Genomic DNA, 21,139 nt, shown 5'->3' on the forward strand with positions numbered 1-21,139 from the left:
TAGGCTTCCCACCGTAGCAACAAGTGTCAGCCGCTCGTCTAGATACCTAAAGGAGTCAAAATGCCCGCACAGGCCACCGCCCCGCTCGGTGCACTGGACCCCACCAGTGACCGCGCGGTGTTCCGGCAGATCGCCGATCAACTTCGCGAAGCGATCGACAAGGGCCGGTTCAAGGAGGGCGACAAGCTCCCGTCCGAAACTGAGCTGGTTGAGCACTACGGCGTATCGCGGATGACCGTCCGCAACTCCCTGTCCCTCCTCCAGGGCGAGGGCCTGGTGGTCTCCGAGCACGGCAAGGGCGTCTTCGTCCGGCCGCGTCCGCCGGTCCGGCGGCTGGCCTCGGACCGATTCGCCCGGCGGCACCGGGATCAGGGCAAGTCGGCGTTCACCGTGGAGGCGGAAGCCGCGGGGAGCCGGCCGGAGGTGGACAGCCTTGAGGTGAAGGAGGAACGCCCCTCGCAGGACATCGCCACCCGCCTGGGCGGGCCGCGCCGGGTGCTGGCCCGTCGCCGCCGCTATCTGCTCGACGGCCGGCCGGTCGAGTTCGCCACCTCGTACATCCCGCTCGACCTGGCGACCGGCACCCCGATCGCCGAACCCAACCCCGGCCCCGGCGGCATCTACGCCCGGCTGGAAGAGATGGGCCACCGCCTCGACCACTTCGACGAGGAGATCCGCGCCCGGATGCCCGCCCCCCAGGAGGTCAAGACGCTCCGGCTGGCCTCCGGCGTCCCGGTGATTCACCTGGTCCGTACCGCGTACGACACCGAAGGCCGCGCGGTCGAGGTCTGCGACACGGTGATGGCCGCTGACGCTTACGTTCTCAACTACCAGCTCCCGGCTAACTGACACTTGGGCGGATGGAACGCTGAGGTGCTTCCGCTCCCTTCTCCGCCGACTCGTACACGCGAGAGTGGGTTCTTGTATAGACGAGTAGCCGTCTCTATGTCATAGTTGCCGCCAGGCTCCCTCGCCATAGGGGCCGCAGACAGCAGCTTGTCTAGATGACTAGCTGTCGATGGAGAAGGAGAAGGCATTGCGTTCCATCCGTGTGGAGACCTCGGCGGCCACGATCCTGCTGACCGAGGCTCCGGAGAAGAAGCTGAAGGACCGGCGGACCGGTGAGGTCGCCACCGACGCCAACACCGGTGACGTGCTGTGGACGCTCGGGGTCGTCTACATCGAGGACGGCGAGTCGTCGCTGGTCAAGGTCACCGTGCCGGAGAAGGGGCTGACCGAGGGGCTGGCGGTAGGGGCTCCGGTCTCGCTGGCCGGTCTGGTGGCCCGGCCGTGGGAGTCCACGTTCAACGGTCAGGCGCGGCACGGCATCGCCTTCCGGGCCACGGCCGTGATGCCCGCCGAGTTCCCCGTTCCGGCCGCGACGGCGGCCTGATCTCCGTGTCCGATCTGCTGACGTTGCTGGAGGTGGGTGCTCCGGTCGCCGCGTTTGGTGGCGGGGGCGCCTACCTCAGGGCGAAGCATCCGGCCGCCTTCTGGTGCACGGCCGGCCTGCCGATCTCCACGGCCCGGCTGCTCGGTACGCACGGCTCGACTATGGAGGCGTGCGGACTGACCGTCCAGCGGTCCCGCCTCCGCGCTCTGCTCGTCCAGGCCGCGACCCGGCGCGAGTACGACCGGTTCCGCCTCGTCGGGGATTGATCCGACCGACCTCGACGGGCATGCGGGTCCGGCTTCGTCTGGCTCCGGGCCAGGAGCCGGCAGACGTGGCGGCCTCGGCTGACAGGCTGCGGCACGCCTGGGGCGTCCACGCAGTTTACGTATCCGAGGTCAAGCCGGGCGTGGTCGAACTGCGGCTCGTCGGCTTCGACGTGCTCCGCAAGGTCCGGATGCCGCGGAAGACCGAGGCCGGGTTCCTCAAGGTGCCGGTGGCACTGCGGGAGGACGCGACCGCGTACGTCCGCGACTACCGCACGATCCCGCACCAACTCACCCTGGGCGCCACGCTCTCGGGCAAGTCGATGTTCCTGCGCCACCTGGTCGCCGGCCTCGCTCCACAGCCGATTGCCCTGGTCGGAATCGACTGCAAGCGAGGTGTGGAGCTGGCGCCCTTCGCCCCACGGCTGTCGGCACTGGCCACGGACCCCGGGCAGGCGGCTGACCTGCTGCCGGTGCTGGTGCGGTTGATGGAGGACCGGTACGACCTGATCAAGGCCCGGCAGAGCATCGCCCCGGGGACGCCGGACGAGGAGATCACCTCCGACATCTGGGGCCTGCCGGAGTCCGAACGCCCGGTGCCGGTGGTGATCGTCGTCGATGAGGTGGCCGAGTTGTTCATGGTCGCCACCCGCAAGGACGAGGAACGGCGGGACGAGATGGTCACCCAGCTCATCCGCCTCGCCCAACTCGGCCGCGCCGCCGGCATCTACCTCGAAGTGTGCGGTCAGCGCTTCGGCGCCGAGCTGGGCAAGGGCGCCACCATGCTCCGCGCCCAGCTCACCGGTCGCGTCTGCCACCGGGTCAACGACGAAGCCTCGGCCAAGATGGCACTGGGCGACATCGCGCCTGAGGCGGTCTCCGCAGCCTGCGGCATCGCGCCCGAACAGCCCGGCCTGGCCGTCGCCGGGGACACCTCCGGCGGCTGGTCCCGCATCCGTACCCCCTACCTGTCGCTCGCTGATGCTGCCGCTGTGTGCGCCGCCTCGGCCCACCTGGTGCCTGACGTTCCGGCGCTCGATCGCTTCCGGCCCGTCGTACCTGCTGGGCCGACCAACCCGCCGGTCTCGCTGGTCAAACCGCTGCCGGTGACCGGCTAACCCCCCTCCCCCAACGGCCGGCGCGACCGTTTCGCGCCAGTTCTCTACCCGATCCATGCCAGAAATCGGAAGGAGGTCCGCCCATGCTGCGCGCCTACCTGGGCCGTGTGGACGCGGTGCTCGTCCAAGCCGTCATCGCGGCTGCCCTGTCCTTCGCCCACCTGCACGACATCGCCGCGGCGGCCGGGCAGGACGGTTGGAAGGGCTGGGCATACCCGATCTCGGTTGACTTGTTGCTCGTGGCTGCTTGGCGACGGCTGCGATCCGGGACTGCCAAGTGGGCCGGGTGGTGCTGGTTCGTCATCGCGCTGACCGCCTCCCTTGGCGCCAACGTGGCGACCGCCGGACTGCTCGACGTGCACGCCGTACCGGCCTGGCTACGCATCCTCGTCGCCGGATGGCCCGCGGTCGCCTTCCTCGGCGGAACCCTGCTCGCGCACTCCAACCCCCGACGGGCAGAGGCGGAGGTGGCGCCCGCGCCTGAAGCGGAACAGGTCAGCGTTCCGGCGTCCAGCCTGATGCTCGCCGAGCCGGAGCCGGAGCCCGCCGAGTTCGAGTCCAACGAGGAGACGTCAGAGCCCGAACCCGCCCCGGCTGCGCCCCCTGGTCCCGCACCCTCGGCCCCGCCCGTCCCCGCCGCCCTGGTCGACCACGCCCGAAAGGTCGCCGCGGACCATCACACCCGCACCGGCACACCCATCGATACCCCGACTCTGCGCGCTCGCCTCGGCATCCCCGCACAACTCGCCGACGCCATCGCCGCCCAACTGTGAAGGAGATCGCCACATGCGTCCGTCCACCCTGCGTGCCTTGCAGCGCGCGGCCGAACTCACCCGCAACAACCGTTTCGTTGAGGCCATGGCCACCGCCGAGCCCGTCATCCTCGCCGTCGATCCGGACGAGAGCCAAGAGATCGCGCGCTGGCTCACCGAGCATGCCGACGACTTCGTACGCGAGCCGGAGGAGCGCTGATGCCCGCCAACCGCCGCTTCCGCAACGTCGTCCGCATCGGCCCCGTCCAGGTCGGCACGGCCTACGACACCCGGGGCCGGGAGAAGCACACCGCCGTATGCACGGCTCCGCGTTGCGGCTTCTCCGCCGACTACGACAGCCGTGCCGCCGCAGAACTGGCAGCCCGCACCCACCGTTGCCCCGTCCGCTGAAAGGTCCCCGTCCGTGACCGTCACCCTGCCTCTGGTCTTTGTCCTCGGCGTCATCGCCTGGGCCGCGATCAAGTTCCTGGGCATCCGCATGTGGGCCGCCATCGTGATCGCTCTCTTCGGCTTCTGGCTCGCCCACACCTTTCTCGCACCTGCCGTGGAGTCCGGCACCCGCACCGGGGTCCACATCGTCAACGGCAAACACATCTAGACGACTAGCCAACAGGAGGTTCGCCGTGTTCCTGAATCCGAAGTCCCCGGAAGCTCCGCCCCTCCCGACCGCGGCCGTGGTGATCCCGACTCAGACCACCCAGCCGGTCCACCGCCTGCCCGCTCAAGCCCCGTGCGCGTGCCACCACGCCACCTCCCCGGCGCCGGCCACGGCCCAGGCCCCGGCTCCCCGCCGTCCGATCGCTCCCTTCGTCGCAACCGGCGCCGGGGCCGTGCTCGCCGTCGTCGCGGTGGGTGTCGTGCTCACCGCACTCCTGACCGCCGTCGCGGTCGGGGCCGTCTCCGTCGCGGTCTGCGCCGTCGTCCTGCGCTCCCTGCTCGCCCACGCCAACCACCGCCGCTGAAAGGAGCCGTACACGCGATGCCCGCCCACACCACGCCGCCGATCAAACACCTGGCCGCACTGGCCTCACTGGGCACCATGCCCGCCCTGCTCCGGCAACTCCGGGGCCTGGGCGGATGCGGCCAACCCATCCGCCTCGACGGCCACCGCACCGAGATCCACCCCACCACCGGACAGATCCTCTCCGAGCTGCACGCCGCCGACCTGCCCGCCGGCCACCTCCTCGTCCGCTGCAACAACCGCCGCACCACCCGGTGCCCCACCTGCGCCGAGACCTACCGCCGCGACACCTACCAACTGATCACCACCGGCCTCCGCGGCGGCAAAGGCACCCCCGAACACGTCGCCACCCACCCCCGCGTGTTCGCCACCTTCACCGCGCCGTCCTTCGGCCCCGTCCACAACCGCCCCACAGGGCCCGGCAGAACCGTCCGCCCCTGCCGCTGCGGCACCCTCCACCCCGACGGCGCACCTGAGCTGGGCACCCCGATCAACCCCGAGACGTACGACTACGAAGCAGCCGTGCTCTGGAACGCCCACGCCGGCGCCCTATGGCGGCGCTTCTCCATCTACCTCCGCCGAGAGATCGCCAAGCGAGCCGGCCTCACCCAACGGGCCTTCCGCCACCACGCCCGCGTCTCCTTCGCCAAGGTCGCCGAGTACCAAAAACGCGGCGCGGTCCACTTCCACGCCGTCATCCGCCTCGACGGCCCCGTCGGCAGCAACACCCCACCCCCGGCCTGGGCCACGACCGACCTCCTCACCGACGCCATCCAGGCCGCCACCGCCAAAGCCACCGCCCCCGGCCCGACCGTCGACGGCAGGCCCCACACCATCACCTTCGGCAAGCAACTCGACATCCGCCCGATCCGCTCCGCGGACTTCAACGGCGGCACCGAACTGACCGAACGCGCAGTAGCCGCCTACATCGCCAAGTACGCCACCAAGGGCGCCGAGACAGCCACCGGCACCCTCGACCGCCCGCTCAAGTTCCTCGCCGAACTCGCCCAACTCGACATCAACGACCACGCCCGCCGCATGATCCGCACCGCCTGGACCCTCGGCGCACGCCGCGACCTCGAACACCTCCGGCTCCGCGCCTGGGCCCACATGCTCGGCTTCCGCGGCCACTTCTCCACAAAGACCCGCCACTACTCCACCACCCTCGGCGCCCTCCGCACCGCCCGCGCCGAATGGCAACGCCTCCAAGCCCAGCCGAACGTCCCGGAGCCGACCCCCACCACCACCGCCGAAACCACCCTCGTCCTCTCCCACTGGACCTTCGCCGGCACCGGCCTCACACCCGGCGAATCCTGGCTCGCCACCACCACCCACCACGAACACACCCGCCCCGAAGCCGAAGGAGCCAACCGGACATGACCACCACCGTGATCGAAAGGAAGTGGCACACCACCGCCGAAGTCGCGCAGATGCTCGGCTACGGCCTCTCCAAGACCAAGATGCTCGTGCTCACCGGCGAGATCCGTTCCATCAAGGACGGCCGCAACCGCCGCATCCTCCCCCGCTGGGTCGACGAGTACATCGAACGCCTCGCCCGTGACGCAGAGCTGGAGTGGTCGGCATGAGCGGCAAGCGCGGCAACGGCGAAGGCTCCATCTACCCCTACAAGAACGGCTTCGCCGCCTACGTCTGGGTCACCACCCCGGACGGCACGAAGAAGCGCAAGTACGTCTACGGCAAGACCCGCGACGAGGTCCACGACAAGTGGATCAAGCTCCACGGTGAAGCGAAGAAGGGGCCGGTGGACACCAAGTCACCGACGATCCAGCAGTACCTCGCGTACTGGTTGAAGGAAGTGGTGGACCCCGAGCTCAAGCCGAAGGCGGCCGAGACGTACAGGATGCACGTCCGCCTGTACATCGCTCCCGGGCTCGGCACGAAGCGGCTCGACAAGCTCTCCGTGCGCGACGTACGGGCATGGCTGAACAAGCTCCAGGATCAGTGCCAGTGCTGCGCTCAGGGCAAGGATGCTGCGCGCCCCAAGGAGGACAGGAACCCGGCCCGGCGGCAGAGGTGCTGTGCGATCGGCCGTTGCTGCAAGCAAGCCGTTTCCCGACGGACGGTTCAGGACGCTCGAACGGTGCTGCGCTCCGCCCTCAGCAACGCCATGCGCGAAGAGCTGATCTCGAAGAACGTGGCCGGCCTGGTCAAGGTTCGTGCTGCCCGTAAGACGAAGCCGAAGCCGTGGTCCGTGGAAGAAGCGCGCACCTTCCTCGAAGCCGCGCGCTCGGCCGCTGATCCCCTGTACCCGGCCTACGTGCTCGTCCTGGTGATGGGCTTCCGCCGGGGCGAGGTGCTGGGTCTCACCTGGAACAGCGTGAACCTGGACGCCGGGGAGATCACGGTGGAGCAGCAGTTGCAGCGCATTGCCCGCCGCCTGGTGCACGACGAGACCAAGACCGAGGCATCGACGGCCGTCCTGCCGCTTCCCGAGATCTGTGCGACGGCGCTCCAGCTCCGGCGCAAGGCCCAGGAGTCGGCGAAGCAGGCAGCCGGCGAACTGTGGACGGACTCCGGCTTCGTGTTCACCACGCGCTACGGCACCCCGATCGAGCCGAGGAACTTCAACCGGGAATTCGACGCCCGATCGGCCAAGGCCGGCGTTCGTAAGATCCGGCTGCATGACACACGCCACACCTGCGGATCGCTCCTCGCCGCGCTGGACGTGCACCCTCGGGTCGCGATGCAGATCCTTCGGCACAGCAAGATCGCCGTGACGATGGAGATCTACACGCACGTCCCGTCGGAATCGACGCGGAAGGCACTCCGGAAGCTCGGCAAACACCTCGGCGGTCAGGCCGCTCCCGAGTAGTTGCTGTACTTCGCTGCTGTACGACGCGAAAGAACCCCTCCCGGATCTCTCCGTGAGGGGTTCTGACGTGCAGTGGACCTGAGGGGACTCGAACCCCTGACCCCCTCGTTGCGAACGAGGTGCGCTACCAGCTGCGCCACAGGCCCTTGCGACGAGTGAAACTCTAGCACCTCGGTCGCGGTGCTCGGTAATCGCTTCCGGTGCTGGTCAGCGGAGGGGCTTCACTCGTTTGCGGCACGCGGGCGGTCTTCGTTCTCGTACTGGTCGAAGAGGGGGGTGCGACCGCGGGTGCGGCGGTCGGGGGTGGCGGGGCGGGCCTGCGGGGCGGTGTCCGGCTTGGGGTGGTCCGGGGCGGCGCTGGAGCGGGCGGAGCTCCAGGCGTCGTCGGCCGCCAGGTCGACATGGCTGGTGGCGCGCGGGGCGACCGGGGCGGTGACGTAGGTGGGGAGGGGGACCGGGACCGGCTCCCAGCTGCCGGCGGCGGGACGCGGGCGCTCGCGTTCGCGCTGCTGGTCGACCCACTCGGCGTGGTCGGTCTCCTCGACGAGGGCGCGGCGGCCCGCGGTCTGCGCGGGGGGCGCGGCGCGGGCGGGTTCCGGGGCGGGTTCGGCGGCGGTGTCAGCGCGGGCGCCGGCCCGGTGGTCGTCGGACGGCGGCTGGTCGGCCGCCTGTGGAGGGTGGGCCCGGCCCTCCCGCAGTCGTTGTGCTGCCGCCTCCGCCTTGCGCTGGTCCATGGTGAAGGTGAAGCGGCGCCGCTCCTGGGTGCGGAGGTAGACGATGTAGGCGCTCAGGAGGAGGGCGGGCAGCGCGGGCGCCCAGAGGAAGGCGATACCGCCGACCGCGGCGACGACGGCGCCGGCGGTGAAGGCGAGGAAGAGGATCGTCGTGGTGCGCCGGCGGCGGGCCAGGACCTTGGCGCGCTTGGTCCGCTCGGCGGCCGAGGGGCGCGGCGGGGCGGCCGTGACGCGGGCGCGGGGGTGCGTGTGCGGTTCCGCGGCGGGGGTGCGGCCGACGGGGGCCGGTGCGGGGTCGTCGAAGGACCGGACGTCGGCCGGACCGGCCGCGGCGTCCGGGTGCTGCTCGTCGCCCGCATCGTCGGCAGGGCACTCCCCCTGCCCCTTGGCGTAGCGGCGTTGCATGGCCGCACGTCCGGACAGGAGCCGGATGGCAGTGCTGAAGCGCTCGGTCGGACGCGCCTCGTTGAGCTCGTCCTGCCTACGGAGCCACATCGGCACCAGGTAGGCGGCCCAGGCCCCGACGATGACTGCGTAGATGAGGCCGCTGCTTCTCACGACTCACACGGTAGAGGGGTTTGCGTGGGGCCATCCGCCAATTGGGCCGGTGTGTCGCACGATCTGGCTGATATCTCGAACTTTTTTTGTGATTGTTGAGATCAGCAGCCCGCAAATGTGGTCATTCGGTGGACAATTTCGAACACGCATTTCATTTGTGGGATGTGCTGCGGTGCCAGCGGGTGAGCAGCCCTTCGGGCACCTCCTCCGCGGTCAGCGCGAATACCGCGTGGTCACGCCAGGCGCCGTCGATGTGCAGATAGCGCGGCCGCAGGCCCTCCTCGCGAAAACCGAGTTTCTCCACGACGCGGCGGCTGGGGCCGTTCTCCGGCCGAATGCAGACCTCGATGCGGTGCAGTCCCATGGAGCGGAAGCAGTGGTCGACGGCGAGCGCCACGGCGGTCGGCATCACGCCACGGCCGGCCACTTCCTGGTCGACCCAGTAGCCGATATGGCCCGAACACATGGATCCCCAGGTGATGCCGGCGACCGTCAGCTGTCCGGCGAGCCGGCCGCGGTGGTCGATGACGAACGGCAGCATCCGGCCGGCGTGCGCCTCGGCCCGCAGATGGCGGACCATCTGGCGGTACGTGGGGCGGTGCGGTGCGGGAACGCCCGGCGGGGGCGGCGGGATGGTCGCCTCCCAGGGGCGCAGCCAGTCGCGGTTGCGGCGGTTGACCTCGCGCCAGAGCCGCTGGTCGCGCAGCTTTATCGGCCGGAGGGTGGTGTCCTGGTCCGTCAGGACCACCGGCCAGATCGCGTTCAGCTCGGACTCCCGGCCGGTCCGGGGTGGTCGCCGCCGCGGAGCTGGTCGACGGCGTGCGGCAGCAGACCGGCGAGGACGGCGAGGCCGTCGCGTACGCCGCCGGTCGAGCCCGGGAGGTTGATGATCAGGGTCGTGCCGGCGACGCCGGCCAGGCCGCGGGAGAGCGCCGCGGCGGGGAGCTTCGCCCGCCCGGCCGCGCGGATCGCCTCGGGGATGCCGGGGACCTCGTAGTCCAGGAGCCGGCGGGTGACGTCGGGGGTGCGGTCGGTGGGCGAGATGCCGGTGCCGCCGGTGGTCAGGACGACGTCGTAGCCGGCGGCGACGGCGGCGCGCAGGGCTGCCTCGACGGGGTCGCCGTCCGGGACGACCTGCGGGCCGTCGACCGTGAAGCCCATGGCGGTCAGGCCCTCGGCGAGCAGCGGGCCGCCCCGGTCGGCGTAGACACCGGCGGCGGCGCGGTTGGAGGCGGTGACGACCAGGGCGCGGGGGCCGGTCACGGCCGGGTCCAGTCGCCGGACGCGCCGCCGGTCTTCTCCTCGACGCGGATGCCGGTGATGACCGCGGCCTTGTCGACGGCCTTGATCATGTCGATGAGGGTCAGGGCGGCGACCGAGACGGCGGTCAGTGCCTCCATCTCGACGCCGGTGCGGTCGGTGGTCCTGACCGTGGCCGCGATCTCGACCGCGTCATCGGTGACGGAGAGGTCCACGGTCACGCCGGAGACGGCCAGCGGATGGCACAGCGGGATCAGTTCGGGGGTGCGCTTGGCGCCCATGATGCCGGCGATCCGGGCGGTGGCGAGGGCGTCACCCTTGGGAACACCCTCGCCCCGCAGGAGTTCGACGACCCGCGGCGAGACCTGGACGCGGCCGCTGGCGCGGGCGGTGCGGGCGGTGACGTCCTTCGCGGAGACGTCGACCATCCGGGCGGCGCCCGCCGCGTCGAGATGGGTGAGGTGTTGCTGGCCGCTGCTCATCGTTCTCCCGGTCCGGACCGTGCCTCCTGTGGGACGCCACCGTACCCGCCGCCTCCGGGCACCAGGGGCGCCGTCCCCGGAGGCGGCGCCGGGAGGCAGGAGGCCGGGCCGGGGACAGCCCTCAGCCGAGCGGGACGACGTCCACGGCGCTGCCCGCGGCGACCTCGGTGGTGTCCTCGGGGACGATGATCAGGGCGTTGGCGCGGGCGAGGGCCTTGATGAGGTGGGAGCTCGCACCGCCGACGGGGGTGACGGTGCCGGCCTCGGGGTCGTAGGAGCCGCGCAGGAACTGCCGGCGGCCCTCGGGCGAGGAGGCGACGGCCTCGGTGCACTCGGCCCGGAGGGTCGTGCGGTGCACATCGGGCAGCCCCATCAGGGTGCGGATGGCGGGGCGTACGAACAGTTCGAAGGAGATGTAGGAGCTGACGGGGTTGCCGGGCAGGGCGAGCAGCGGGGTGCGGTCGGGGCCGATGAGACCGAAGCCCTGGGGTTTGCCGGGCTGCATGGCGAGCTTGCGGAATTCGACGCTGCCCTCTTCGGCGGAGAGGTCGGTGAGGGTTTCCTTGACGACGTCGTACGCGCCGACGCTGACGCCGCCGCTGGTGACGAGGATGTCGGCCCGGATGAGCTGGTCCTCCAGGGTGGCGCGCAGCGTCTCGGCGTCGTCGGCGACGGCACCGACGCGGTAGGCGATGGCGCCGGCGTCCCGGGCGGCGGCGGTGAGCTGGAAGCTGTTGGAGTCGTAGATCTGTCCGGGGCCCAACGCCTCGCCGGGCTGGACCAGTTCGCTGCCTGTCGACACGACGACGACCCGCGGGCGCGGGTGGACCCGGACCGAGCCGCGGCCGATGGCGGCGAGCAGACCGATCTGCGGCGGGCCGAGCACCGTGCCCGCCCGCAGGGCCGGCTCGCCCGCCGAGACGTCGCTGCCCCGGGTGCGGATGTGCGCGCCCGCGGTGACGGGGCGGTGGACACGGACCTCGCCCGCGGCGTCCTGGGGCGCGGCGCTGTGCGCGCGCATCTCGGCGGCCGGGCCCTGGCCGCTGCCGCCGTCGGTCCACTCGACGGGGACGACGGCGTCGGCGCCGGGCGGCAGCGGGGCGCCGGTCATGATGCGGGCGGCCTCGCCGGGGCCGACGGCCGGTGCCTCGCCGCTGCCCGCCGCGACATCACCGATGACGGTGAGGGCGGCGGGGAACTCCGGTGTGGCGCTCGCGACATCGGCGACCCGCACGGCGTAGCCGTCCATGGAGCTGTTGTCGAAGGGCGGCAGGGCGAGGGGGACGGTGACGTCCTCGACGAGCACACAGCCCTGGGCGTCGAGCAGTTGCAGCTCGATGGGCTCCAGCGGGTGGATCTTCGACAGGACGTCGTCGAGGTGCTCGGCCACCGACCAGACACGGTCCCGGTGGCTGCTCTGGCCAGTGGTGCCGTTCAACGTCTACATCTCCTCGGTGACATAACTGCGCAGCCAGGCCCGGAAGTCCGGGCCCAGGTCCTCACGTTCGCATGCCAGTCTGACAATGGCGCGGAGGTAGTCACCGCGGTCGCCGGTGTCATAGCGGCGGCCCTTGAAGACGACGCCGTGCACCGGCCCGCCGAGCGCCGGTTCCGCGGCCAGTATCTGGAGGGCGTCGGTCAGCTGGATCTCGCCGCCGCGGCCCGGGGCGGTCTTGCGCAGCACCTCGAAGACGGACGCGTTCAGGACGTATCGGCCGATGATGGCGAGGTTGCTGGGGGCCTCGTCGGGGGTGGGCTTCTCCACCAGGCCGGCGACCCGGACCACGTCGTCCTCGCCGGTGGGGGTGACGGCCGCGCAGCCGTAGAGGTGGATCTGCGCCGGATCGACCTCCATCAGCGCGATGACGGAGCCACCGTGCTCCTCCTGGACCTCTATCATCCGCCGCAGCAGGGGGTCGCGGGGGTCGATGAGGTCGTCGCCGAGGAGGACGGCGAAGGGCTGGTCGCCGACGTGGGGGGCGGCGCACAGCACGGCGTGGCCCAGGCCCTTGGGGTTGCCCTGGCGGACGTAGTGCATGGTCGCCAGGTCGCTGGACTCCTGGACCCTGGCCAGCCGGGACTCGTCGCCCTTGCGCTGCAGCGCCTCTTCGAGCTCGTAGTTGCGGTCGAAGTGGTCCTCCAGGGGACGTTTGTTACGGCCGGTCACCATCAGGACGTCGGAGAGCCCGGCGGCGACGGCCTCCTCCACCACGTACTGGATGGCGGGCTTGTCGACGACCGGGAGCATCTCCTTGGGCGTGGCCTTGGTCGCGGGGAGAAACCGGGTGCCGAGGCCGGCTGCCGGGATGACAGCCTTGCTGATCCGTGGGTGCGATGGAGTCATGCGCGCCACGATAACCGGCCCGTTCGCCAGGATGACGGGTGCCCGGTCGACGGAGCGGGAGAGCGGGAGGAGAGGCGCACGTGAGCACGGGCCACGAGGAGAAGCGCAGGTTGCGACGCGAGCTCCTGGAGGTGAGGAGGGCATTGCCGGCGGATGTCGTCGCGGCGTCGGGGGCCGCGCTGGCCCGGCGGGCGCGGGAGTTGGACGAGCTGCGGACGGCGGGCGGGGCGGGTACGGGTGCCGGGCGCGCGGCGTCCGGTGTGCCGCCCGCCCCGCGGACGGTCGCCGCGTATGTCTCGGTCGGGCACGAGCCCCCCACCCGGGATCTGCTGGACGCGCTGCGGGCGGCCGGGGTGCGGGTGCTGCTGCCCGTTCTGCTGCCGGACAACGATCTGGACTGGGCGGGGTACGAGGGCGCCGGGCATCTGGTGCCGGCCGGCCGCGGGCTGCTGGAGCCGGACGGGCCGCGGCTGGGCCCGGGGGCCGTCACCGGGGCCGATGTGGTGCTGCTGCCCGGTCTCGCGGTGGACGGCCGGGGGCGGCGGCTGGGGCGCGGCGGCGGTTCGTACGACCGGGTGCTGGCGCGGCTGGCGCGGGCCGCTGCGGATCCGGCGCTGGTGGTGCTGCTGTACGACACGGAGGTGCTGGCGCAGGTACCGGCCGAACCGCACGACCGGCCGGTGCACGCGGCGGTGACGCCGTCGGGGGTGCACCGGTTCGCGCGGGCGGGCGGCCGCGGGGGCCGCTGAACGCCGCCGGGCGGGCCGGAGGGATTCCGGCCCGCCCGGGGCGGTGGGGTGGCGGCGCGGGGACCGCGCCCCTACGGGGTCAGTGTCAGGGTGTCCTTCGCGGCGGCCTTGACGGCCTTCTCGCCGAACGCCCAGGGCAGCAGTTCGCCCTTGGCCCACTTGTCGGTCTGGTCGTAGTAGTGCGCGCTGTAGGCGTGCCCGGAGGCACCGGTGAGGTTGATCCAGCGGGACTTGTCGAGGTCGGCGAGGTTGACGACCATCCGCATCGACGGGACCCAGGTGACCTGGTAGCCGCCCGCGGCGTTCCAGCCGGTGGCGTTGACCGCGGCCTCGCCGCCGCCGACGTTCCAGGGGCCGCGGTTGAACAGGCCCTGGAGGACGGCGGGGCCTTCCTTGCCGAGGGTCTGGTTCTTCAGGAACATCTGGTGGAGCCGGCCCCAGTTCCAGTTGTCGATGTTCTTGCCGAGCTTGGAGGTCAGCTCGTAGCGGGCGTCCTTCATGGCGTGCGCGAGGAGCTGGTCGCGGTTCTTGTCGCCGGGGTGGCCGGGCCGGTCCTCGGTCTTCCACCAGTCGTTGCCCGGGTCGTCCAGGATGTTGCGGACGACCTCGTACCAGCGGTCGCCGCCGTCGGGCTGCGCCTGGTCGGCGGCCCGCTCGCCGCATTCGCGTACCAGCTTCTCGCGGTCGTCGGCGGGGCCGGTCTCACTGGCCGGGCGGACGGTGAGGCACTGGCCGGCCAGCCGCAGTTCCTTGGGCATCTTGTTGCCGAAGGCGAGCTTGAGGGTGTTGCGCCAGACCGCGTTGAAGTAGGCGGCCGCGGCGGAGTCGGGCTCCTGGGTGAAGTCCCAGCCCTCCAGCAGCTGCTGGGCGGGGCGGACGTACGGGTCCTTGATGTCGATCTTCGTCAGGTAGGGCGTCAGCAGCCGGGCGATCTCGCTGCTGTTGTCCTTCTGGAAGGTCTGCATATCGTCCGTCGAGACCTTGCCGCCGTCCTTGATCTTCGACTCGATGAGGTCGTTGATCCGCTGGCTGCGGGAGCCGTAGCCCCAGTCCGTGGTGAGGAGGTAGGGGTACTTGTCCTCGTCGACGACGGCCTGGTTGGCGGTCACGATGAAACCGCGCTCGGGGTTGTACTCGTACGGCAGGGACTCCTGCGGGATGTAGCCGGTCCATTTGTACTTCGAGTCCCAGCCGGGCGCCGGGTAGCTGCCGTCGAAGTGGCCGTCGCCCTTGCCGCGGATCGGGATCTGGCCGGGCGCCTGGTAGCCGATGTTGCCCTTGGTGTCGGCGTAGATCAGGTTCTGGGACGGCACCTCGAAGTGCGCGGCGGCCTTGCGGAAGCCCGTCCAGTCCTTGGCGCGGTTGAGCTCGAAGACGGCGTCCATGGACTTGCCGGGGTTCAGCGCGGTCCAGCGCAGTGATACGGCGTAGCCCTCGCCGCGGTCCGGTGCGCCGTTGCCGACCGGTGCGTTCTTGCCGACGGCGGACAGCTCGCCGTCGCGGTCGGAGACGATCGGCCCGTTCGCGGTGGCGCGGACGGTGATCTCGTGGCTCTCGCCACCGGCGACCTTGATGGTCTCCTTGCGGGTCGTGAAGGGCTTCTGCTTGCCGTCGTAGAGGTACCCGTCGGCGTTGATCTTCTCCAGGTAGAGGTCGGAGACGTCCGCGCCGAGGTTGGTCATGCCCCAGGAGATGTCCTGGTTGTGGCCGATGATGACGCCGGGCATACCGGAGAAGGTGTAGCCGGCGACGTCGTAGCCGCACTTGGCGCCGACGGTCCGGCAGTGCAGGCCCATCTGGTACCAGAGCGAGGGCATCTGCGGGGCGAGGTGCGGGTCGTTGGCCAGCAGCGGCTTGCCGGTGGTGGTGTGGGCACCGGAGACGACCCAGGAGTTGGAGCCGATGCCGTTGCCGTTGGGGCCGAGCAGCGCCGGGATCTCTTCCAGGGTCTTGGACAGCGAGGCGAGCTGCGTCTGGAAGCCCTGGCCGGCGTTGTTGGCGGTGCCGCTCTGGCCACCGGTGCCGGTCTGGGTTCCGTTGCCGGACTGGGTTCCGGTGCCGGACTGGGTTCCGGTGTCCGAGTCCTTCGGCTTGAACTCCTTGGTGAGGGAGCTGACGGTGCCGCCCTCGACGATCGTCTTGTTCCTCTTGTACGGGTACTTCGGGTAGAGCTGGTCGATCTGGGCGGGGGTGAAGCGGCTGGTGAGCAGGGAGCGGTCGATCTCCTCCTGCATGTTGCCGCGCAGGTCCCAGGCCATCGCCTTGAGCCAGGCGACCGAGTCGACCGGCGTCCACTTCTCGGGCGTGTAGTCGTTCTGGAAGCCGAGGGCCGCGTACTCCAGGGAGAGCGCCGCGCCCTGATGGTCCTTGAGGTAGGCGTTGACGCCGTCGGCATAGGACTGGAGGTACTTCTTGGTGCTCGGCGACAGCTTGGTGTCGTACTCCTTCTGCGCCACCTGGTGCCAGCCGAGGGTGCGCAGGAACTCGTCGGTCTTGACCTGGCTCTTGCCGAACATCTCCGAGAGCCGGCCGGACGTCATGTGGCGGCGCACGTCCATCTCCCAGAAGCGGTCCTGGGCCTGGACGAACCCCTGCGCGCGGAAGAGGTCCTCGTCGGTGTCGGCGTAGATCTGCGGGATGCCGTTGGCGTCGCGCGTGACGTCGACGGGGCCGGTCAGGCCGGGGAGTTTGAGAGAGCCGGTGGTCTGCGGGAGCGAGGCGCGGACGGTGCCGACGCCCCAGTACGCGCCGGAGCCGATGCCCGCCACGAGCAGAACCACGACCGTGAGCAGGACGAGGCGGCCACGCCGCCCCTTCTTCTTTTTGGGGGCTGGGCCGGACTTGTTGGCGGGCATCTCTGTCCTTCGAGGGGCAGGGTGGGAGTGCTGGAGCAACCATAGGCGCACGGATTCGGTGACCCCCACGCGGAGCCACCGCGAGCACATCCAACTTTCAAGCAATGGTAAATTGTTAGTCTCAGTAACTAGATACGGTAAGGAAAACCCGACCCGGAACCCGTGCGAGGAAGGACCCAGCTCCTGTCTGTCGACCACCTCAATGAACTCCTGCTGCTCGGCTCGCTCGTCCTGCTCCTGGCGGTCGCAGCGGTACGGCTCTCCTCGCGCAGCGGGCTCCCCAGCTTGCTCATCTATCTGGGGATAGGCGTCGCCATAGGGCAGGACGGCCTCGGCGGCGTCTTCTTCGACAACGCCGCACTGACCCAACTCCTCGGCTACACGGCGCTGGTCGTGATCCTGGCCGAGGGCGGCCTCGGCACCAAGTGGAAAGAGATCAGACCGGCACTGCCCCGGGCGGCACTGCTGTCGACGCTCGGCGTCGCGGTGAGCGTGGGGGTCACCGCGGCCGGCGCGCACTATCTGGCCGGGCTGGACTGGCGACAGGCGCTGCTGATCGGCGCCGTGGTCTCCTCCACGGACGCCGCGGCGGTCTTCTCCGTCCTGCGCAGCGTGCCGCTGCCCGCCCGCCTGACGGGAATCCTGGAAGCCGAATCCGGCTTCAACGACGCCCCCGTGGTGATCCTCGTCGTGGCGTTCTCCACGGCGGGTCCCGCGGAGCACTGGTACGTCCTGATCGGCGAGATCGCCCTGGAGCTGGCGATCGGCGCCGCCATCGGGGTGGCGATCGGCTGGCTCGGCTCGTACGCCATGCGGCACGTGGCGCTGCCCGCGTCCGGTCTCTACCCGATCGCCGTGATGGCCATCGCGGTCTCCGCCTACGCGGCCGGGGCGCTGGCGCACGGCTCCGGCTTCCTCGCCGTCTATCTGGCCGCGGTGATCCTCGGCAACGCCAAGCTGCCGCACTCCGCGGCCACCCGCGGCTTCGCCGAGGGGCTCGGCTGGATCGGCCAGATAGGCATGTTCGTCCTGCTCGGCCTGCTCGTCACTCCGCACAACCTGCTCGACGACATCGTTCCGGCGCTGCTCATCGGCCTGATCCTGACCGCCGTGGCCCGGCCGCTGTCGGTGTTCGTGGGGCTGCTGCCGTTCCGGATGCCCTGGCAGGAGAAGACCCTGCTGTCCTGGGCCGGGCTGCGCGGCGCGGTGCCGATCGTGCTGGCCACCATCCCGATGGTCAACAACGTCCCCGGCAGCGAGACGGTCTTCAACATCGTCTTCGTCCTGGTCGTCGTCTACACCCTCATCCAGGGACCGACACTGCCCTGGCTGGCCCGGCGGCTGCGGCTGGGCGACACCGAGGAGGCGGCGGACCTGGGCATCGAATCGGCGCCGCTGGAGCGGCTGCGCGGCCATCTGCTGTCCACCTCGATAGGCCCGACGTCCCTAATGCACGGCGTGGAGGTCGGCGAACTGCGGATGCCCGCGGGCGCGGCCGTCACCCTGGTCGTACGGGACGGTACGAGCTTCGTCCCGTCGCCCACGACCGTGCTGCGGCGCGGCGACGAGCTGCTGGTGGTGGCCACGGACCCGGTGCGCGACGCGGCCGAGAACCGGCTGCAAGCGGTCTCCCAGGGCGGCAAACTGGCCGGCTGGCTGGGGACGGCCGAGGCGACGGTGGGCGCGCCCGGCAAACCTGGCGTAACCGGTCGCTCCCGGGCCCGGGAGGAACGGCGCCCCAAGGGCTCCGGGTCCCGCTGAGCCCGAAGGCCGTGCGGCCGTACAGCCGAGGCGGAGACCGGGCCGCACGGCCGCACGGCCTGTAGTATGAACCGGTAATTCAACGAACCGACTCTGCCTGATGCAGAGCTGGCGCGACCGCTCGGCGGCCGCGGTCCCCCTGCCTTGTGCAGCCACTTTCCCCGGTGCGGACCACGCGGTATCACTCGGTCCTGCGCGAGAGGACAGCTCTCGGCGCGTTACCCGTGACACCTTCGCGGCGGCGCGCTACCAGGCGGCGGAAAGGCCCGGCCGTGGCATCCGCGGTCAAGGACTCGCGTCCTGGTTACGGACAACTGCTGCGCACCCCCGGTGCATGGACATTCCTGCTGCCCGGCTTTCTGGCCCGGCAGCCCTTCGCGATGCTCACGATCGGCATCGTGCTGCTCGTCAAGAGCACCACCGGCTCGTACGGCACCGCGGGTGTGGTGTCGGCCGCGACCGGTGTCTCGATGGCGCTGTTCGCCCCGCAGGGCGGCAAACTCGCGGACCGCTTCGGCCAGCGCGCGGTGCTGCTCCCCGGCGTGCTGGTGCACGTCGCGGGCGTCGCGGCGCTGATCACGCTGGCCCTCGCCCACGCGCCCCTGTGGGCGCTGCTCGCGGTGGCCGTCCCCACCGGCGCCTCGACGCCGCAGGTCGGCCCCATGGTGCGGGCCCGCTGGGCCGCCCGGCTGGGCGGAACGCCGCTGATGCCGACGGCCGCCGCCTTCGAGTCGGTGACCGACGAGTTCACCTTCGTCGTCGGCCCGGTGCTGGCGACCGCGCTGTGCACCGGCGTCCACCCGGCGGCCGGTCTGATCGCCGAGGCCGCCCTGACGCTGGCCGGCGGCCTGCTCTTCGCCGCGCAGCGGCGCAGCCAGCCGCCGGCGCACCGGCCCCGGAGCGGCGACCGCCCGCACGTCTCGGCCCTGTCGGTACCCGGCGTACGCGTCCTGATCGTGGCGTTCCTGGGCATCGGCCTGGTCTTCGGCGGAATGCAGGTCTCGCTGACGGCCTTCACCCAGGACATCGGCAGGCCCGGCATCAACGGCGTGCTCTACGGGATCTTCGCGGCGGGCAACATGCTGGCGGGCATCGCCTGCGGCGCCATCGCCTGGAAGGTCGGCCCGCGGCGCCGGCTGCTGGTCGCCTACGGGCTGCTGACGCTGGCCACCGCCCCGCTGTGGACGGTGACCGCGGTGCCGCTGCTGGGCGCCGTCGGCCTGGTCGTCGGCCTGTGCATCGCCCCCGCGCTGATCACCGGTTACACGCTGGTCGAGACGCTGGTACCGGCCTCCGCCCGCACCGAAGCCTTCACGTGGCTGACCGGCGCGGTCGCGCTGGGCCAGGCCGCCGCGGCGACGGCGGCCGGCCAGCTGGCGGACCGGTTCGGGCCGAGCTCCGGATTCCTGGTGCCGCTGGCCGGCACGGCGCTGGCGCTCGTCCTGCTGCTCGCGCTCCGCGCCCATCTGCTGCCGCACCCGTCGGCCCCGGAGGCCGGCTCCGACGGCCGGGGACCGGAGCCGCGCCAGGACGCGGCGGAGCGTGGGGTCGGTCACCGTGCGCCGGTCTCGGTGGACTGACGGGCCGGAATACTGCACTATGGAGCGTCGTTAGCACTCAACGAGTGAGAGTGCCAGGAGGAAGTCAAGTGCCGACCTACCAGTACCAGTGCACCGCATGCGGCGAGGGCCTTGAGGCCGTGCAGAAGTTCACCGATGACGCGCTCACGGTATGCCCCAGCTGTGACGGACGTCTCAAGAAGGTGTTCTCCGCGGTCGGCATCGTCTTCAAGGGCTCGGGTTTCTACCGCAACGACAGCCGCGGCTCGTCGTCCAGCAGCAGCCCTGCCAAGGCCGCCGCCTCTGCGGGCTCCTCCGACTCCGCGTCGAGCTCCTCGTCGAACGGCGGCTCCGACACGAAGTCGTCGTCCTCGTCGAAGTCCTCGGACTCGTCGGCCTCCTCGTCCGCTTCGGGCTCGTCGGCCGCCGCCAGCACCTCGGGCGCCAAGAGCGGCAGCTCGGCCGCCTGACCCGCGCTTCTTCGGACCCCGCCGTCACCGACGGCGGGGTCCGCCGCGTTTCCCCCGGGGGACGGCCCCGGTGCGGCTGCTCCCGTAGCGGCCGGCCCTGTGACGGCCGTTCCCGCCGTAACCGGACTTCACGTGGGCACGGGGCCGCCCGGCGTCCCCGCGTCCCCGCGTCCCCGATAGTGTGACCGGCATGGCTGACGCGGAGATTGGTGTAATCGGCGGGTCGGGGTTCTATTCCTTCCTCGACGACGTGACCGAGATCACGGTGGACACCCCCTACGGGAGCCCCAGCGACTCCTTGTTCCTGGGCGAGGTGGCGGGCCGCCAGGTCGCCTTCCTGCCGCGGCACGGCCGCGAGCACCACCTCCCGCCGCACCGCATCAACTACCGCGCCAACCTGTGGGCGTTGCGCTCGGTCGGCGTGCGCCAGGTACTGGGCCCGTGCGCGGTGGGCGGTCTGCGCCCCGAGTACGGCCCGGGAACGCTGCTCGTCCCGGACCAGCTCGTGGACCGCACGAGGGCCCGTACGCAGACCTATTTCGACGGTGTGCCACTGGCCGACGGCAGCATCCCGAACGTCTTCCACCTGGCCTTCGCCGACCCGTACTGCCCCGCGGGGCGCGCGGCCGCGCTGGCGGCGGCCCGCGGCCGCGACTGGGAACCGGTCGACGGCGGCACGCTCGTGGTCATCGAGGGCCCCCGTTTCTCGACCCGCGCCGAGTCGCGCTGGCACGCCGCGCAGGGCTGGTCGGTGGTCGGCATGACCGGCCACCCCGAGGCCGTACTGGCACGGGAACTGGGCCTGTGTTACACGTCGTTGACGCTGGTCACCGACCTGGACGCGGGCACCGAGACGGGCGAGGGCGTCTCCCACGAGGAGGTGCTGGAGGTCTTCGGCCAGAACGTCGGCCGGCTGCGCGAGGTGCTGTTCGACGCGGTGGCCGCGCTCCCCGGCAGCGAGGCGCGCGACTGCCCGTGCGGCGGCGTGCACGAGGGCTGGGACCTGGGCATCCAACTGCCCTGACG

The 21,139-nt window shown here is 71.1% G+C and carries 22 protein-coding genes, 1 tRNA gene and 1 pseudogene; 16 read left to right on the plus strand and 8 right to left on the minus strand.

What is annotated here, in order from left to right; all coding sequences use genetic code 11:
* Positions 1-60 precede the first annotated feature (60 nt).
* From ACLJWH_RS03975 to xerC, 11 genes and pseudogenes are all read left to right on the plus strand, one after another.
* Positions 61-849, plus strand: coding sequence for a GntR family transcriptional regulator (locus ACLJWH_RS03975; RefSeq protein ID WP_411140134.1), 789 nt, complete (start codon positions 61-63; stop codon positions 847-849).
* Between the two features lie 187 nt (positions 850-1,036).
* Positions 1,037-1,393 (plus strand): hypothetical protein, encoded by a 357-nt coding sequence (locus ACLJWH_RS03980; protein ID WP_411140135.1) that lies wholly within the window; start codon positions 1,037-1,039, stop codon positions 1,391-1,393.
* A gap of 5 nt (positions 1,394-1,398) precedes the next feature.
* Positions 1,399-2,774: pseudogene (locus ACLJWH_RS03985) on the plus strand (FtsK/SpoIIIE domain-containing protein).
* Between the two features lie 86 nt (positions 2,775-2,860).
* Positions 2,861-3,547, plus strand: a complete 687-nt coding sequence (locus ACLJWH_RS03990; RefSeq protein ID WP_411140422.1) for a DUF2637 domain-containing protein — start codon at positions 2,861-2,863, stop codon at positions 3,545-3,547.
* A gap of 13 nt (positions 3,548-3,560) precedes the next feature.
* On the plus strand, positions 3,561-3,746 hold the full coding sequence (locus tag ACLJWH_RS03995; protein ID WP_411140136.1) for a hypothetical protein: 186 nt from the start codon (positions 3,561-3,563) through the stop codon (positions 3,744-3,746).
* Positions 3,746-3,937: a mobile element transfer protein gene (locus ACLJWH_RS04000; protein WP_411140137.1), complete on the plus strand. Its 192-nt coding sequence runs from the start codon at positions 3,746-3,748 to the stop codon at positions 3,935-3,937. Before ACLJWH_RS03995 ends, ACLJWH_RS04000 begins: the two co-directional genes overlap by 1 nt.
* A gap of 13 nt (positions 3,938-3,950) precedes the next feature.
* A complete protein-coding gene (locus ACLJWH_RS04005) occupies positions 3,951-4,145 on the plus strand; it encodes a hypothetical protein (protein ID WP_411140138.1) in 195 nt (64 codons plus the stop codon).
* A 25-nt stretch (positions 4,146-4,170) separates the two neighbouring features.
* A complete protein-coding gene (locus ACLJWH_RS04010) occupies positions 4,171-4,509 on the plus strand; it encodes a hypothetical protein (RefSeq protein ID WP_411140139.1) in 339 nt (112 codons plus the stop codon).
* Positions 4,510-4,526: 17 nt separating this feature from the next.
* Positions 4,527-5,888 carry a replication initiator gene (locus ACLJWH_RS04015; protein ID WP_411140140.1) on the plus strand — a complete coding sequence of 454 codons (1,362 nt, stop codon included), beginning with the start codon at positions 4,527-4,529 and terminating at the stop codon, positions 5,886-5,888.
* Positions 5,885-6,094, plus strand: a complete 210-nt coding sequence (locus tag ACLJWH_RS04020) for an excisionase family DNA-binding protein (RefSeq protein ID WP_411140141.1) — start codon at positions 5,885-5,887, stop codon at positions 6,092-6,094. The genes ACLJWH_RS04015 and ACLJWH_RS04020 overlap by 4 nt, the downstream gene beginning before the upstream one ends.
* Positions 6,082-7,341: a tyrosine recombinase XerC gene (gene xerC / locus ACLJWH_RS04025; protein ID WP_411140142.1), complete on the plus strand. Its 1,260-nt coding sequence runs from the start codon at positions 6,082-6,084 to the stop codon at positions 7,339-7,341. Before ACLJWH_RS04020 ends, xerC begins: the two co-directional genes overlap by 13 nt.
* Positions 7,342-7,414: 73 nt before the next feature.
* Here xerC and ACLJWH_RS04030 read toward each other — a convergent pair.
* From ACLJWH_RS04030 to galU, 7 genes are all read right to left on the minus strand, one after another.
* Positions 7,415-7,487, minus strand: a tRNA-Ala gene (locus ACLJWH_RS04030).
* Positions 7,488-7,562: 75 nt separating this feature from the next.
* Positions 7,563-8,633 (minus strand): hypothetical protein, encoded by a 1,071-nt coding sequence (locus ACLJWH_RS04035; RefSeq protein ID WP_411140143.1) that lies wholly within the window; start codon positions 8,631-8,633, stop codon positions 7,563-7,565.
* 151 nt (positions 8,634-8,784) lie between these two features.
* Positions 8,785-9,381: a GNAT family N-acetyltransferase gene (locus ACLJWH_RS04040; RefSeq protein ID WP_411140144.1), complete on the minus strand. Its 597-nt coding sequence runs from the start codon at positions 9,379-9,381 to the stop codon at positions 8,785-8,787.
* A gap of 14 nt (positions 9,382-9,395) precedes the next feature.
* Positions 9,396-9,896 carry a molybdenum cofactor biosynthesis protein B gene (locus ACLJWH_RS04045; RefSeq protein WP_411140145.1) on the minus strand — a complete coding sequence of 167 codons (501 nt, stop codon included), beginning with the start codon at positions 9,894-9,896 and terminating at the stop codon, positions 9,396-9,398.
* Positions 9,893-10,375 (minus strand): cyclic pyranopterin monophosphate synthase MoaC, encoded by a 483-nt coding sequence (gene moaC / locus ACLJWH_RS04050; RefSeq protein WP_411140146.1) that lies wholly within the window; start codon positions 10,373-10,375, stop codon positions 9,893-9,895. Before moaC ends, ACLJWH_RS04045 begins: the two co-directional genes overlap by 4 nt.
* 121 nt (positions 10,376-10,496) lie before the next feature.
* Positions 10,497-11,813 (minus strand): gephyrin-like molybdotransferase Glp, encoded by a 1,317-nt coding sequence (gene glp, locus ACLJWH_RS04055; RefSeq protein ID WP_411140147.1) that lies wholly within the window; start codon positions 11,811-11,813, stop codon positions 10,497-10,499.
* Positions 11,814-11,816: 3 nt separating this feature from the next.
* Positions 11,817-12,719 (minus strand): UTP--glucose-1-phosphate uridylyltransferase GalU, encoded by a 903-nt coding sequence (gene galU / locus ACLJWH_RS04060; RefSeq protein ID WP_411140148.1) that lies wholly within the window; start codon positions 12,717-12,719, stop codon positions 11,817-11,819.
* Positions 12,720-12,799: 80 nt separating this feature from the next.
* Here galU and ACLJWH_RS04065 point away from each other — a divergent pair, with 80 nt between their 5' ends.
* A complete protein-coding gene (locus tag ACLJWH_RS04065) occupies positions 12,800-13,468 on the plus strand; it encodes a 5-formyltetrahydrofolate cyclo-ligase (protein WP_411140149.1) in 669 nt (222 codons plus the stop codon).
* 71 nt (positions 13,469-13,539) lie between these two features.
* Here ACLJWH_RS04065 and ACLJWH_RS04070 read toward each other — a convergent pair whose 3' ends face one another.
* Positions 13,540-16,323, minus strand: coding sequence for a penicillin acylase family protein (locus ACLJWH_RS04070; protein ID WP_411140150.1), 2,784 nt, complete (start codon positions 16,321-16,323; stop codon positions 13,540-13,542).
* A 183-nt stretch (positions 16,324-16,506) separates the two neighbouring features.
* Here ACLJWH_RS04070 and ACLJWH_RS04075 point away from each other — a divergent pair, with 183 nt between their 5' ends.
* The 4 genes from ACLJWH_RS04075 to ACLJWH_RS04090 all read left to right on the plus strand — a co-directional run bounded on the left by ACLJWH_RS04075 (position 16,507) and on the right by ACLJWH_RS04090 (position 21,137).
* A complete protein-coding gene (locus ACLJWH_RS04075) occupies positions 16,507-18,084 on the plus strand; it encodes a potassium/proton antiporter (protein ID WP_411140423.1) in 1,578 nt (525 codons plus the stop codon).
* Between the two features lie 272 nt (positions 18,085-18,356).
* Positions 18,357-19,664 (plus strand): MFS transporter, encoded by a 1,308-nt coding sequence (locus ACLJWH_RS04080; protein WP_411140151.1) that lies wholly within the window; start codon positions 18,357-18,359, stop codon positions 19,662-19,664.
* Between the two features lie 68 nt (positions 19,665-19,732).
* Positions 19,733-20,113 carry an FmdB family zinc ribbon protein gene (locus ACLJWH_RS04085; RefSeq protein WP_411140152.1) on the plus strand — a complete coding sequence of 127 codons (381 nt, stop codon included), beginning with the start codon at positions 19,733-19,735 and terminating at the stop codon, positions 20,111-20,113.
* A gap of 190 nt (positions 20,114-20,303) precedes the next feature.
* Positions 20,304-21,137, plus strand: coding sequence for an S-methyl-5'-thioadenosine phosphorylase (locus tag ACLJWH_RS04090; RefSeq protein ID WP_411140153.1), 834 nt, complete (start codon positions 20,304-20,306; stop codon positions 21,135-21,137).
* The last annotated feature ends 2 nt before the right edge of the window (positions 21,138-21,139 follow it).

Source organism: Streptomyces sp. x-80 (genome assembly GCF_046549095.1).
GTDB lineage: Bacteria > Actinomycetota > Actinomycetes > Streptomycetales > Streptomycetaceae > Streptomyces > Streptomyces celluloflavus.

Excerpts from the sequence above, each read along its gene's own strand:
- ACLJWH_RS03975 (WP_411140134.1), top strand. The coding sequence starts at position 61 with ATGCCCGCACAGGCCACCGCCCCGCTCGGTGCACTGGACCCCACCAGT.
- ACLJWH_RS03995 (WP_411140136.1), top strand. The coding sequence starts at position 3,561 with ATGCGTCCGTCCACCCTGCGTGCCTTGCAGCGCGCGGCCGAACTCACC.
- ACLJWH_RS04000 (WP_411140137.1), top strand. The coding sequence starts at position 3,746 with ATGCCCGCCAACCGCCGCTTCCGCAACGTCGTCCGCATCGGCCCCGTC.
- ACLJWH_RS04015 (WP_411140140.1), top strand. The coding sequence starts at position 4,527 with ATGCCCGCCCACACCACGCCGCCGATCAAACACCTGGCCGCACTGGCC.
- ACLJWH_RS04020 (WP_411140141.1), top strand. The coding sequence starts at position 5,885 with ATGACCACCACCGTGATCGAAAGGAAGTGGCACACCACCGCCGAAGTC.
- moaC (WP_411140146.1), bottom strand. The coding sequence starts at position 10,375 with ATGAGCAGCGGCCAGCAACACCTCACCCATCTCGACGCGGCGGGCGCC.
- galU (WP_411140148.1), bottom strand. The coding sequence starts at position 12,719 with ATGACTCCATCGCACCCACGGATCAGCAAGGCTGTCATCCCGGCAGCC.
- ACLJWH_RS04070 (WP_411140150.1), bottom strand. The coding sequence starts at position 16,323 with ATGCCCGCCAACAAGTCCGGCCCAGCCCCCAAAAAGAAGAAGGGGCGG.
- ACLJWH_RS04090 (WP_411140153.1), top strand. The coding sequence starts at position 20,304 with ATGGCTGACGCGGAGATTGGTGTAATCGGCGGGTCGGGGTTCTATTCC.